Annotated in this window: 12 protein-coding genes; 4 read left to right on the plus strand and 8 right to left on the minus strand. The window is 63.6% G+C overall.

The genetic code is table 11. From position 1 onward, the window contains the following. Positions 1-127: 127 nt before the first annotated feature. The 8 genes from QZT63_RS08175 to map form a co-directional block, all read right to left on the minus strand. Entirely contained in the window at positions 128-1,342 is a 1,215-nt protein-coding gene (locus QZT63_RS08175; protein WP_290650183.1) for a YeeE/YedE family protein, read from the minus strand. A 159-nt stretch (positions 1,343-1,501) separates the two neighbouring features. Beyond that, on the minus strand, positions 1,502-2,653 hold the full coding sequence (locus QZT63_RS08180; protein ID WP_290650185.1) for an MFS transporter: 1,152 nt from the start codon (positions 2,651-2,653) through the stop codon (positions 1,502-1,504). Between the two features lie 34 nt (positions 2,654-2,687). Further along, positions 2,688-3,833: a succinyl-diaminopimelate desuccinylase gene (gene dapE, locus QZT63_RS08185; protein ID WP_290650186.1), complete on the minus strand. Its 1,146-nt coding sequence runs from the start codon at positions 3,831-3,833 to the stop codon at positions 2,688-2,690. A gap of 49 nt (positions 3,834-3,882) precedes the next feature. Further along, complete coding sequence (locus QZT63_RS08190; RefSeq protein ID WP_290650187.1) at positions 3,883-4,218, minus strand: ArsC/Spx/MgsR family protein; 336 nt, start codon at positions 4,216-4,218, stop codon at positions 3,883-3,885. 2 nt (positions 4,219-4,220) lie between these two features. Then, on the minus strand, positions 4,221-5,039 hold the full coding sequence (gene dapD, locus QZT63_RS08195; protein ID WP_290650188.1) for a 2,3,4,5-tetrahydropyridine-2,6-dicarboxylate N-succinyltransferase: 819 nt from the start codon (positions 5,037-5,039) through the stop codon (positions 4,221-4,223). A gap of 72 nt (positions 5,040-5,111) precedes the next feature. After that, positions 5,112-6,305, minus strand: a complete 1,194-nt coding sequence (gene dapC / locus QZT63_RS08200) for a succinyldiaminopimelate transaminase (RefSeq protein WP_290650190.1) — start codon at positions 6,303-6,305, stop codon at positions 5,112-5,114. 2 nt (positions 6,306-6,307) lie between these two features. Beyond that, entirely contained in the window at positions 6,308-9,010 is a 2,703-nt protein-coding gene (gene glnD, locus QZT63_RS08205) for a [protein-PII] uridylyltransferase (protein WP_290650191.1), read from the minus strand. Between the two features lie 9 nt (positions 9,011-9,019). Beyond that, entirely contained in the window at positions 9,020-9,793 is a 774-nt protein-coding gene (gene map, locus QZT63_RS08210) for a type I methionyl aminopeptidase (protein ID WP_290650256.1), read from the minus strand. A gap of 313 nt (positions 9,794-10,106) precedes the next feature. On the opposite strand from map, the gene rpsB reads away from it, so the two are divergent. The 4 genes from rpsB to frr all read left to right on the plus strand — a co-directional run bounded on the left by rpsB (position 10,107) and on the right by frr (position 13,218). Next, positions 10,107-10,880 (plus strand): 30S ribosomal protein S2, encoded by a 774-nt coding sequence (rpsB, locus tag QZT63_RS08215; protein ID WP_290650193.1) that lies wholly within the window; start codon positions 10,107-10,109, stop codon positions 10,878-10,880. A gap of 148 nt (positions 10,881-11,028) precedes the next feature. After that, positions 11,029-11,910 carry a translation elongation factor Ts gene (gene tsf, locus QZT63_RS08220; RefSeq protein WP_290650195.1) on the plus strand — a complete coding sequence of 294 codons (882 nt, stop codon included), beginning with the start codon at positions 11,029-11,031 and terminating at the stop codon, positions 11,908-11,910. Positions 11,911-11,935: 25 nt separating this feature from the next. Next, positions 11,936-12,655, plus strand: a complete 720-nt coding sequence (pyrH, locus tag QZT63_RS08225) for a UMP kinase (protein WP_290650197.1) — start codon at positions 11,936-11,938, stop codon at positions 12,653-12,655. 5 nt (positions 12,656-12,660) lie between these two features. Continuing rightward, the gene (gene frr, locus QZT63_RS08230) at positions 12,661-13,218 is read left to right on the plus strand and encodes a ribosome recycling factor (RefSeq protein WP_290650199.1); all 558 of its coding nucleotides are present in this window, start codon (positions 12,661-12,663) and stop codon (positions 13,216-13,218) included. Positions 13,219-13,229: the final 11 nt, after the last annotated feature.

Below are 13,229 nucleotides of genomic sequence, written 5' to 3' on the forward strand. Positions count from 1 at the left end.
CGGCCCTGACGGCCCCTGGCGGCGTTGCGCCTCCTCGCCGTAGTCCCCGCTACGCCTCGTCGGCGCGCCTTGCCAGGAACCGTCAGGATCCACGCCAATTTTCGCAACTTATTTACGGGACGGGACACTAGGAGGACGCTGGCTGCTTGGGTTGCCGACCGAAGAACCAGGGGCGAAGCCAGACGCCGGCCATATTGCCGAGAAAGCCGAAAATCAGCCATACCCACCCGTGCAGACTGCCGGAGGCAATGCCGCTGAAATAGGCGCCGATGTTGCAACCGAAGGCGAGTCGCGCGCCATAGCCGAGCAGGAGGCCGCCGAGGATGGCCGCAAGCAGCGGTCGCAACGGCATGCGCAGGCTGGGTGCGAAACGCCCGGCGAGGGCTGCGGCCAGCAGGGCACCCAGGAGGATACCGATGTTCATCACTGAGGTTGCGTCGGCGACGATGCTGGCCTCCAGCGCCTGCGCGTTACCCGGGAGCTGCCAGTAGCCCCATTGGCTGACATCGATGCCGATGCCCTGGAAAAGCTTGGCGCCCCACAGCGCAAACGCGGCGGTAATTCCCCAAGGCCGACCGGCGAGCAGCAGCGTGATGAAGTTGAGCAGCGCGAGCGCGATCGCCCCCCAGATCAGCGGCCAGGGGCCGCGCAGGAAACGGCGCCAGCCGTCACGGGTACTGGCCGCCGGCTTTTCCAAATCGCCATGGCGGCGTCGCTCCAGGCGTACGGTCAGCGCATAGATGGCCCCGAACAGGGCGAGGCTCAGGGCCAGGCCGCCGGTGAGGCCCAGGGAGTCCACCAGTGACACGGCCTCGAACGCGGGTTGATCCCACCACCACTCCACATGATGGGTGGCGATGACCGAGCCCAGGATGAATCCGATCAGGGTAATGACCATGCGCATGTTGCCGCCGCCGGCGGTAAACAGCGTACCGGAGGCGCAGCCGCCCCCGAGCTGCATGCCGATCCCGAAGATGAACGACCCCACGATCACTGCGGTGCCGATCGGGAACACAAAGCCATTGACAGGGTTGCCGAAGGCAAATCCGGCATCAAGCACCGGGAAAAACAGCACCACGGCCACAGCCAGCATGATCATCTGCGCACGCAGGCCTTGGCCACGGCGATCGGTAATGAATACGCGCCAGGCCGCGGTAAAGCCGAACGCAGCATGGTAGAGGACGACACCCAGCGCACCACCCACCACAAACAGGGCCGACTGGGTCAGGCTGATGGCCTGCCCGACATACAGCAGCCCAATGGCCAGCAGCGCCAGGGCCACCCAGCCTGCCGGATGCATGCCGCCGGGTTGTGCGGACATCGCGTGGGGCGAAACGGCCATCGAATACTCTCCACGGTTTCGGTACGGCGCAGAGCCTACCGGTGTGACCGGGGCTATGTGAAAGGCTGGATGTGCCTATGGTTAGAACTAGGCTCGCGGGTAGAACGCTGCGTGCAGCGGGCGCCTGGCCAACACGCAACGCGCCAGCAGCGGCGCAGCTCATGCGCCCGGGTCTGGTTTGATGAACGGGCGCCGGCCGGGCAGGCCACGCGTTGCCAGCGTGGCGACGATCAGCATCCCGGTGATCGCCAGCACCATGCTTGTCCAACTCGCTTGGCTGAAAAGTATCCCGGGCAGCCAGGCGCCCAGGGTGCCGCCGGCATAATAGGAGGCGATGTACAGGCCATTGACCACGCCCCGCCGGTCCGGGGCAAGGGCGTTAATCAACCCGGGCGCCGTTGCATGGACCAGGAACATGCCGCCGCAAAACACAATCATGACGGCGAATAGCAGGGGCAGCGAGGGGAGCAGAAAAGCAACGGTTGCCGTGAGGAACACGAGCAACCCCAGGCGGATAGTGCCGCGCTGACTCCCCGTCCACGCCGTGACGCGCCCGGACGCCAGGGCCACCACAATGCCCATGAGATAGCCGCCGTAGAGCAGTGCGATCGTGTCCTCACCGATCCCGGGTTGCAGCTCTACGGCGCGGAAGGGCAAGTAGGTGAGCAGCGCGGCGAAGACAAAAAACACGCTGAAACCGATAAGGCAGGTGGGCGCCACCCCCGGGCGTGCCAGGACGCCGCGGCATTCCTGCCAGCGGATGCGGGTGGTGTTCGGCGGCTGATCACCGCGGAGTCGCAGCAGCAGCGGCCCCAGCAAGATTAAGGCAAGGCCCAGCAGCCAGAAGGCGGCTGGCCACGTCCAGTACGTCGAGATCAGGCCGGCCAGCAGTCGGCCCAGGAAACCACCAAGCACCGTCGCGGCGATATAAGCCGCCAGGGTGGTTGCCAAGCGCTCCGGCGCGGTGCGCCCGGCGATGAATGTCATCAGTGCCGTTAGCGCCGCCGGGATCACCACGCCTTGCGCGACGCGCGAGGCGAGCAGCACGCTGAAACTCTCCGCCATGGCGAAGACGAGTTGCGCGAGACCGAGCAGAACGACCGAGAGTGCCATGATGCGCCGGGCGCTTAGGCGCTCCAACCACAGCCCGTAGAGGATCGGTGCGACGCTGAGCGGCAGCAGTGTGCCGGTGATCAGCAGTGCCGCCCGGGTCTCGGGGACTCCGTGCGCCGCCGCAAGCAGTGGCAACAGGGGCTGAGGCGCATAGAGCGTACAGAAAACCAGCACAGTGGCCGTCAGCAGCAGCGGCATGGGCGAATCTCCCAGGCATGGTGCGGCCCCTAAACTAGCGGTCGGGGGTCGTGAGCAATCGCTCCAACAAGCGCTCGTAAATGGCTGAAAGCGTATCCAGATCCGCCACCTCAACGTGCTCATCGATCTGGTGGATGGTGGCGTTCACGGGTCCCAGCTCGAGCACCTGTGCACCAGTCGCTGCGATGAACCGCCCGTCGGAGGTGCCGCCGCCGGTGGACAGGCTGGCATCGGTTCCGGTGACGTCACGGATGGCGTCCAGGGTTGCCGCGACCAGTTCACCCGCCCTGGTAATGAAAGGCTGCCCGGAGAGGTGCCAGTCCAGCTCGTAGTCCAGTCCGTGCCCGTCGAGGCGCTGTGTTACCCGCTCCTTGAGCCCTTCCGCAGTGCTCTCCGTCGAGAAACGGAAGTTGAACTGTACCTCCACGGTGGCCGGAATCACATTGGTGGCGCCGGTGCCCGCCAGGACGTTGGAGATTTGAAAGGTGGTGGGTGGAAAGTGCGTGTTGCCGGCATCCCACTGTGTGTCCACAAGCTCTGCGAGGGCCGGCGCAAGGGCGTGGATCGGATTGCGCGCATGGTGCGGGTAGGCGACGTGCCCCTGAGTGCCGTGCACCCGCAATGTTCCGTTTAGGGAGCCGCGGCGGCCGGTCTTCACGGTATCCGCAACCCGGTCTTCGCTGCTGGGCTCACCCACCAGGCACCAGTCGATGGCCTCACCGCGGGTCTGCAAGTCGTCGACCACGCGTGCCGTTCCGTCACGCGCCGGTCCTTCCTCGTCGCTGGTGATCAGCAGGGCAATGGAACCACGGTGGTTGGGATGGGCGGCAACGAAACGCTCGCAGGCGGTGACAAACGCGGCCAGGCTGCCCTTCATATCGGCGGCACCGCGCCCGTAGAGCCTGCCATCACGAACCTCCGGCTCGAACGGAGGCGATGACCAACTCGCCTGCGGGCCAGTGGGCACGACGTCCGTGTGGCCGGCGAACGCGAAGACTGGCCCCCGGGTTCCCCGGCGGCTCCACAGGTTGCTGACCAGGCCAAAGACCATGCTTTCACCGATGAAACCGAGCGGCCGCAGGCGGTCCTGGATCACCCCCTGGCAACCGGCATCCTCGGGGGTCACCGACGGGCGGCGGATGAGTTCCATGGCCAGAGCAACGGTGGCGGAATCGGTCATGCGGCCTCCAGTCCCAAGGTGCGCCGATAGGCGGCTTCAACGAAGCCCGTTAGTGTCCTGTAGCCGAGATTCGGTTGCAGGGCACTCGCACAGTCTCGCCGTGCTCGAGCAGCGGGCGCCGGATCAGTGTGGGCTGCTCCCACAGCAACGCCTCCAGCGCGCTCTCGGCCCGGGCACGCTGGGTGGCGTCGAGCCCGCGCCAGGTGACGCTGTGCCGGTTGATCAGCTCGGCGGTGCCGAGCTGATCAACCCAGGCATGCAGCCGCGCGGCCGGGACGCCGTCCGGGCGCCGGTCGTGGAAGGTGACATCGACGCCGGCGTTCCCGAGCCATTTCATGGTCTTGCGGCAGGTATCGCAGGCTTTGATTCCATAGAGTGTGGTCATTGTCAGGGCCGCAGCAGTTCGTTGATGCTGACTTTGCCGCGGGTCTTGGCGTCGACCTGCTTGATGATCACTGCGCAGTACAGGGAGTGTGTCCCGTCTGCCGACGGTAGGTTGCCCGAGACGACCACGGCACCCCTGGGCACCCGCCCGTAGACGACTTCGCCCGTCTCCCGATTGTAGATTTTTGTGCTCTGACCGATGAATACGCCCATGGAGATGACGGCGCCTTCCTCGACGATGACGCCTTCGACGACCTCGGAGCGGGCGCCGATAAAACAGTTGTCCTCGATGATGACGGGGTTGGCCTGTAGCGGCTCCAGTACACCGCCGATGCCGGCACCACCGGAGAGGTGCACGCCCTTGCCGATCTGGGCGCAAGAACCGACGGTCGCCCAGGTATCGACCATGGTGCCTGCGTCCACGTAGGCGCCGATGTTGACGTACGAGGGCATAAGCACCGCGCCGGGGGCGATAAAGGCGCCGCGCCGGGCGACGGCTGGCGGGACCACGCGAACACCGGCGCTGCGGAAGTCCTGGCTGTTGTAGTCGGTGAACTTGAGCGGGACCTTGTCGAAGAAGTTGACAGCGCCGGTGCGCATGACTTGGTTGTCCTGCAGTCGGAAGGAGAGCAGGACGGCCTTTTTCAACCACTGGTTTACTGTCCACTCGCCGTTGCGCTTTTCCGCTACCCGAGCTTCGCCGCGGTCGAGCAACATGATGGCCTCTTCCACCGCATCCACCACCTCAGGGCTGGCGTTGCGGGGGGTGATTTCGGCGCGTTTCTCGAACGCGTCTTCAATAATGGCGCGTGTGTTTTCCATGTAGTTTATCCTTGAGTTGTTCACGTGTTCACTGAATTCCGGGCCGGCGACGGGGCGTTCGCCGAGGCCCAGTCACAACGCCTCCACAAACCGCCTGATGCGCCACATGGCGGCTTCGCACTCCGCCTCGTCCGCCACCAATGCCATGCGCACATGCCCCGCACCCGGGTTCTCCCCCTCGTTGTCCCGGGACAGGTAGCTGCCTGGCAGCACGCGCACGTTCTGCTGCTCGAACAGTTGCCGGGCAAACGCGGTGTCATCCAGGGGCGTGCGCGGCCACAGGTAGAATCCGGCGTCGGGCCGGCTGACGTCGAGAACCGGTCCCAGGATCTCCAGCGCGGAGTCGAACTTCGCCCGGTAGCGCGCGCGATTATGCCTGACGTGGGCTTCGTCGTCCCAGGCAGCCCGGCTGGCGGCCTGCACATGCAGGGGCAGGGCACAGCCCTGGTAGGTGCGGTAGCGCAGAAAGTCGCGAAGAATGCCGGCGTCGCCAGCGACGAAGCCGGAGCGCAGGCCGGGGACGTTGGAGCGCTTGGACAGGCTGTGAAAGACGAGGCAGCGCCGGTAGTCCTCGCGGCCCACGGCGTGACAGACTTGCAGCAGCCCGGGCGGCGGGTTGTCCTCGTCCGGGTAGAGTTCGCTGTAGCATTCGTCGGCGGCAATTACAAAGTCGTACCGGTCGGCCAGCTCGATCAGCCGGCGCTGCCAGTATTCGGGGAGAACGGCCCCGCTGGGATTACCCGGTGAACAGATATAGATGAGTTTGCAATCGCGCCACGTGGCCTCGGGGACTGCCGCCAGGTCCGGCACATGGCCCGTGGCGGCGGTGGTGTTCATATAGGCAGGCTCGGCTCCGGCGAGCAGGGCGGCACCCTCGTAGATTTGGTAGCAGGGGTTGGGCAGGAGCACCCGGGCGCCAGGCGTCGCCGGCGCCACTGCCTGGCTGATGGCGAACAACGCCTCGCGGGTTCCGGCCACCGGTAGCGCGTTCGTGTCCGCGTCGAGAGCGCCGTCACCGAGGCCAAAGCGACGTTCCAGCCAGCGGCAAATGCTGTGCCGCAATTCCTGGGTACCGCCGGTGGCGGCGTAACGACCCAGACCATCCAGATTCTCGGCCAGTGCCTTGCGGATCAGCTCTGGCGGCGGATGTCTGGGCTCGCCAATGCCGAGGTTGATCGCCGCACCCAGCGGCGCTTGCACGCCTGCGAGGAGCGCGTTCAGGCGCTCGAACGGGTAGGGTTGCAGTCGCTCCAGGTTTGGGTTCATCGTCAAAGCCCGTTGGCCTGTTCCAGCAGGTCGCGGTTCTCGCCCAGCAGTTCCGTGAGCATGCGGCGGATGGCGTCGAACTGGTGCTGATGGCGCAGCGGCGCATTGTGCTGGTCGGTGATAAAGAACACGTCTTCGGCCCGAGCGCCAATGGTGGCGATCCTGGCGTTCTGCACGCGCACACCGCAGCGGGCGAAGGTGTAGCCAACCCGAGCTAGCAACCCTGGCCGGTCGGCAGCGATCAGCTCGAGGACGGTGCGTTCGTTGTTCACATCGTCCATGAAGCCGATGTGGGTGCCGATATTGAAATGCTGCAGTTGGCGTGGTATCGGCCGTCGGGTCGGCGGGCGCAGTTCGCTCTGACTCAGCACGGCACGTAATCGCGCGACGATATCCTGTTTCCGCCGCGGCCCTTGGACGGGATTGTCGTCGTCCTCCAGCACCAGATAGCTGTCCAGTGTGTAGCCGTTGCGCGTGGTGATGATGCGCGCGTCCTGGATATTCAGGTTGAGCTGGTCCATGGCGTAGACGGTCAGGGCAAAGACGTGGTCCTTGTCCGTGGTGTAGACGAATACCTGCGTGCCACCCCGGGCGCCGTGTTCGTCCAGCAGCACGAGCGGTAGGTCTGCCGGATCGCACCGGGCGATGGCCTCGGTGTGCCAGGCGATCTCCTCGGCGGAATAGCGCAGGAAATAGTCATGCGTGAAATGACGCCAGACCGATTTCACCGTCATGTGGTGCAGGCCCTTGACCTTCAAACGCCGACGCGCCTGGGCCTGGGTCTCGCGTATCAGCTCTTCCGTGTCGATGGGGTGTTCGAGCCCACGGCGCAGGGCGCGCTTGGCCAAGGTGTAGAGCTCCAGTAACAGGGCGCCTTTCCAGGAGTTCCATATTCCCGGATTCGTGGCTCGGATGTCGGCAACCGTGAGCACATAGAGGTAATCAAGCCGCGAGCGATCCCCTACCTGGTCGGCGAATGCGTTGATGACCTCGGGGTCGGAAATGTCCTTGCGTTGGGCGGTCATCGACATGAGCAGGTGGTGGCGCACGAGCCAGGCCACCAGCCTGGAGTCGTACTGGCTCAGCCCGTGTTCCTGGCAGAAGGTGTAGGCATCCTCCGCACCCAGTTCCGAGTGATCCCCGCCCCGCCCCTTGGCGATGTCATGAAAGAGCGCGGCCAAGTACAGCAACTGAGGCTTGGGCAGCCGCTGCATGATTGTGTGGCAGAAGGGTAGCTCCGAGGCATGCTCCGTCAGGGCGAAGCGCCGCAGGTTGCGTACCACGAACAGCGTGTGGGAATCCACCGTGTAGACGTGGAACAGATCGTACTGCATGCGCCCCGTGGCGGCGCCGAAGGCAGGGATGTAGCGGCCGAGCAGCCCGTAGCGGTGCATGCGCCGGAGTTCATGCGTGATCCCCCGGGGCTGGCGCAGTATCTCCATGAACAGGCTGCGGCAGCGCAGGTCGCTGCGGAAGCGCTCATCGATCAGGTGGCGGTTGGCGCGGATCAACCGGATCGTCGACGCGCGCACCCCCTTTAGCTCCTGGTGTTGCTGCAGCAGCAGGAACACCTCGAGCAGCGCAAATGGATAGCGTTGGAACACGTTCTGGTGGGTGACCTCCAGGAAGCCCTTGCGGCACTGAAAGCGCTTGTTAATCAGCTGGGGAGGCTCGCAGTCTTCGGCGTAGAGAATAACCTCCTGGTAGAGCTGCAGCAGCATCTCATTAAGTCGGCTCAACTCCATGACTGTGCGGAAGTACCGCTGCATCAACTGCTCAACGGCCAGGGTATGGGCCTGATCGGTGTACCCGAACTGTTTGGCGAGCGCGACCTGGTGATCGAACACCAGCCGGTCCTCGCGGCGTCCGGCGAGGGTATGCAGGGCAAAACGGATATCCCACAGCAGGTTCTGGCCGCTGACGAGGTCCTGGTATTCCTGTTCGGTGAGAAAGCCTTGGTCCACGAGGTCATGCAGGGTTTCGGCGCCGAAGTGGCGTTTTGCCACCCAGCCCACCATATGGATGTCGCGCAGGCCGCCCGGGCTCTCCTTGATATTGGGCTCGAGGTTGTAAGCGGTGTCGTGATACTTGGCGTGGCGCACCAGCTGCTCACGCCATTTGGCTTCAAAAAAGGCGCGGCTGGGCCAGATTTGCCGCGGGCCGGTCGCCTCGCGCATGGCCCGATACAAGGGCTCCGGGCCCTTGAGCAGACGGGATTCCATCAGATTGGTGACGACGGTGATATCCCGTTCCGACTCCGTCACGCACTCGTCCAGGGTGCGCACGCTGTGACCGACGTCCAGACCGATATCCCAAAGAAAGGTCAGAAACGCTTCAATATAGCGGTCGCGGCCTGCCAGGCCCGGGTCATCCAGTAGCAGCATCAGGTCGATGTCAGAGCCGGGGTGCAGTTCCCCGCGCCCGTAGCCGCCCACCGCAATCAGGGCGATGTCCGAACAGCTGTTGTCCATGATCCGGTCCCAGGCGCGCTGCAGCAGCTCGTCGATCAACCTCACGCGCAACGGCACGAGAATCCGGGCAGGGGTCCCTTCCCGAAATCGCCCCATGAGAATGGCATCACCGTGTTCGCGGGCGTCACGGAACACGCGTAGGGCCGGCTCACCGGCGGCGAGTCGGCGTTGCAGCTCGACGCGGTCGAAGAGCACGGCGTCGGCTTCGCTGGGATAGGCGCTGGCTGTAGACATGGGTGCGCCTCAGTTAGGAATGACTTCGTCATGGCGAAGGGTGAGCACCTCGAAACCCGAGGCCGTGACCAGCAGCGTATGCTCCCACTGTGCGGATAGGCTGTGGTCTTTGGTGACCACGGTCCAGTTATCCCTGAGCAGGCGGGTTTCTTTGCGTCCGGCGTTAATCATGGGCTCAATGGTGAACGTCATACCTGCCTCGAGTACCATACCGGTTCCCGGCGTGCCGTAGTGCAGCACCTGGGGCTCCTCGTGAAATTCGGCGCCGATGCCGTGCCCGCAATATTCACGCACCACGGAGTAGTTGTGGCTCTCCGCGCAGCGCTGGATGGCATGGCCGATATCGCCCAGCCGGGCGCCGGGGCGCACAGCGTGGACGCCTTCCCACATGGCGGCATGCGCCACCTCGCTGAGCCGCCGGCCTTGAATGGTGGGCTCGCCCACATAGAACATCCGGCTGGTATCGCCATGGTAGCCATCCTTGATGACGGTGATGTCGATATTGAGGATGTCGCCTTTCTTCAGCTTCTTCGGGCCCGGAATGCCGTGGCAGACCACATGGTTCACCGATGTGCAGATGGACTTGGGGAATCCACGGTAATTGAGCGGCGCCGGAATAGCGTGGTGCTGATGGACGATAAAGTCGTGGGCGATCCGGTCCAGTTTCTCCGTGGTCACGCCGGGTTCGACGTATGGCTCCAGGAGTGTCAGGACCTCGGCGGCAAGGGCGCCGGCGGCGCGCATTTTCTCGATTTCCGCACTGGACTTGATGGTTACCGACATGGGGGTGTGAAGATCTCCCGGCTCGGGGTCGATGGCATGGGCCACCGCCACAGTCTGACCTGCTGCCAGAGTACCGTGGTTTCTCGGAACCGAGGTGCTGGCGCGCTCTGGGCGGGGTGTGAAATTGTCGCGATAGGCCAGTTATGGTATAAAGCGCGCGCCCTTCAGGCAAATGCCGAGGGCCAAAGAGTGCGGTCGCCACAAGGCGACTGAAATCACACCCGCATCATCATGAACCGGACAGCGGGTTGCCTGGAAACGGGTTCCTGTCTGGGATGCGGGGAGGCCCAAACCCGGTCAGGAGACGATCATCATGGCCAACGTATCCATGCGCGCGATGCTGGAAGCGGGTGTCCACTTCGGGCACCAGACCCGTTACTGGAATCCCCAAATGGCGCCGTACATCTTCGGCGAACGCAACAAGATTCACATTATCAACCTCGAGAAGACCCTGCCGCTTTATCAGGATTCCCTTAATTTCATGGGAAAGCTCGTCGCCAACGGGGGCAAGGTGCTGTTCGTCGGCACCAAGCGCGCAGCGCGCGAGGCCGTGCGCGAACAAGCCCAGCGCTGCAACATGCCGTTTGTGGACCATCGCTGGCTGGGCGGGATGCTGACCAACTTCCGCACGGTCAAGCAGTCCATCCGGCGCCTGAAGGATCTGGAGCAGCAGGAGGAAGACGGCACCTTCCGCAAACTGGTGAAGAAGGAAGCGCTGGAGCTCACCCGCGAGAAGGACAAGCTGGACCGCTCACTGTCGGGTATCAAGAACATGGAGCGGTTGCCCGACGCCATGTTCGTGATCGACGTCGGGTTCGAGAAGATCGCAATCAAGGAAGCGCAAAAGCTCAACATCCCGGTGATTGGGGTAGTGGACACGAACAACTCGCTCAAGGGCGTGGACTACGTGATCCCGGGTAACGACGATGCCATTCGCGCGATTCAGCTCTACACCCAAGGTGCGGCGGATGCGATCGAGGACGCCAAGGCCTCGTCCGTGAAGCCGGGTGCCAGCGAAACGGACGACTTCGTCGAGGTGCGGGAAAACCCGAATGCCGCGGAGGGTGAGGGCGCCCGCGCCCAGTAACACGGCAGCACCGATGCGCGACGCTGTAGCGGCGGGGCTGCCTGCAATAGGCGCCCGGCCGCTGGCGCCGATGCGCGGTTGACGCGCTCATGGCGGAGCGTCGCGCGGTGAGCCGCTCTGAACTGACCGAACACGAGAGGGACCGGACATGGCAATTACGGCAGCGCAGGTGAAAGAGCTCCGGGAGCGGACGGGCTCCGGGATGATGGAATGCAAGAAGGCCCTGGTCGAAGCGGATGGCGATATCGATCAGGCGATCGAGGCGATGCGCAAGAAGGGCCTGGCCAAGGCGGAGAAGAAAGCGGATCGGGTTGCCGCCGAGGGCAAAATTGTGACGTGCATCAGCGATGACGGCCGTCAGGGCGTTATCCTGGAAATGAACAGTGAAACCGATTTTGTCGCCGCGGGTGAGGACTTCAATCGTTTCGCCGATGCTGTGGCGCGCATCCTGCTGAAGGAGCAGCCCCGGGACGTGAACGCGCTGATTGAGCTGCCTTTCGATGACGAGCGCGACGTTCACACCGCCCGCCAGGAGTTGGTTGCCAGGATCGGCGAGAACATACAGTTGCGGCGTTTCCAGCTGTATGCCTCGGAATCGGGGCAGTTGCACTACTACCTCCACGGTTCCCGCATCGGCGTCATGGTGGAACTCGAGGGCGGTGACGCCCAGCTCGGTCGTGACATCGCCATGCATATTGCCGCGAGCAACCCCATGGCGGTGGACGAGCAGGGCATTCCCGCTGAGGTGCTCGAGAAGGAGCGCGGGATTCTCAAGGCCCAGGCCGAAGAGAGTGGTAAGCCGCCGGAGATCGTCGAGAAAATGCTCGACGGCCGGGTGAAGAAGTTTCTGAAGGAGACCACGCTTTTGGGGCAGCCCTTCGTCAAGGATCCGGACCAGAGCGTGGAGGCGCTGCTTCAGTCTGCGGGTGCTACCGTCAAGGGTTTCACCCGCTACGAGGTCGGCGAAGGTATCGACAAGCAGGATGGCAATTTTGCCGATGAGGTGATGGCGCAGGTTCGCGGTTCCTGAGCCGGTATGAGAGGATCACGGCTGCATGACAAAGCCGATCTACCGTCGAATCCTGCTTAAGCTCAGCGGGGAAGGCCTGATGGGCAGTGCCGATTACGGCATCGACCCGGCCGTGAGCCGGCGTCTTGCGCGGGAAATCCGCGAGGTGCGGGAATTGGGCGTGGAGATCGCGCTGGTTGTTGGCGGTGGCAACATTTTTCGTGGTGCTGGTCTGGCGGCAGCGGGAATGGACCGGGTGACGGCCGATCACATGGGGATGCTGGCGACGGTCATGAATGCGCTTGCGCTCCAGGACGCGCTGGAACAGGCAGGCGTCTTCACGCGGGTGATGTCCGCGATCAAGATCAATCAGGTCTGTGAGGACTACATTCGTCGCCGTGCTATCCGACACCTGGAGAAGGGGCGTGTCGTCGTGTTCGCAGCTGGAACGGGTAATCCGTTCTTTACCACGGATTCCGCAGCGAGTTTGCGGGCCATCGAGGTGGACGCGGATATCATGATCAAGGCGACCAAGGTCGACGGGGTGTACTCCGCCGATCCGGTCCGCGACAGTGAGGCGTTGCGTTATCGCCGTTTGACGTTCGACGAGGTCCTGGACCGCAAGCTGTCGGTCATGGATGCCACCGCCATTGTCCTGTGCCGTGATCATGGATTGTCCATTCAGGTGTTCGACATGACCCACCCGGGCGCGCTCATGGAGCTGGTGCTGGGTGCTGATGTGGGCACGATCGTCGAGAGAGGTTAATTGCCGTGATCGAGGATATTCAGAAAGATGCCCGCGGCCGGATGAAGAAATCGGTCGAGGCGCTGAAGTCCGAGCTCGTCAAGATCCGCACCGGGCGCGCCCATTCAAGCCTGCTGGATCATGTCACCGTGGAGTACTACGGCGCAGAGGTCCCCATTAACCAGGTGGCCAATGTCTCGGCCGCAGACGCGCGCACGCTTCTGGTCACGCCTTACGAAAGGGGCATGATCGGCAAAATCGAAAAAGCCATTATGCAGTCCGACCTCGGGCTGAACCCCGCATCGCAGGGCGACGTGCTGCGTGTCCCGATGCCGGCGCTCAACGAGGAGCGACGCAAGGAACTGGTCAAGGTCGTGCGTAACGAAGCGGAGCAGGCTCGAGTCGCGATTCGCAACATCCGGCGCGATGCCAACCAGGATTTGAAGAGTCTGGCCAAGGAAAAGGAAATTACTGAGGATGACCAGCGGCGCGGCGAAGAACAGATTCAGAAGCTAACGGATCAGTTTGTTGCTCAGGTTGATGAGCTGCTTGAGAACAAGGAACAGGAACTCATGGCGATCTGACTCCGGATTGA

Source organism: Aquisalimonas sp. (genome assembly GCF_007120195.1).
Taxonomy (GTDB): domain Bacteria; phylum Pseudomonadota; class Gammaproteobacteria; order Nitrococcales; family Aquisalimonadaceae; genus Aquisalimonas.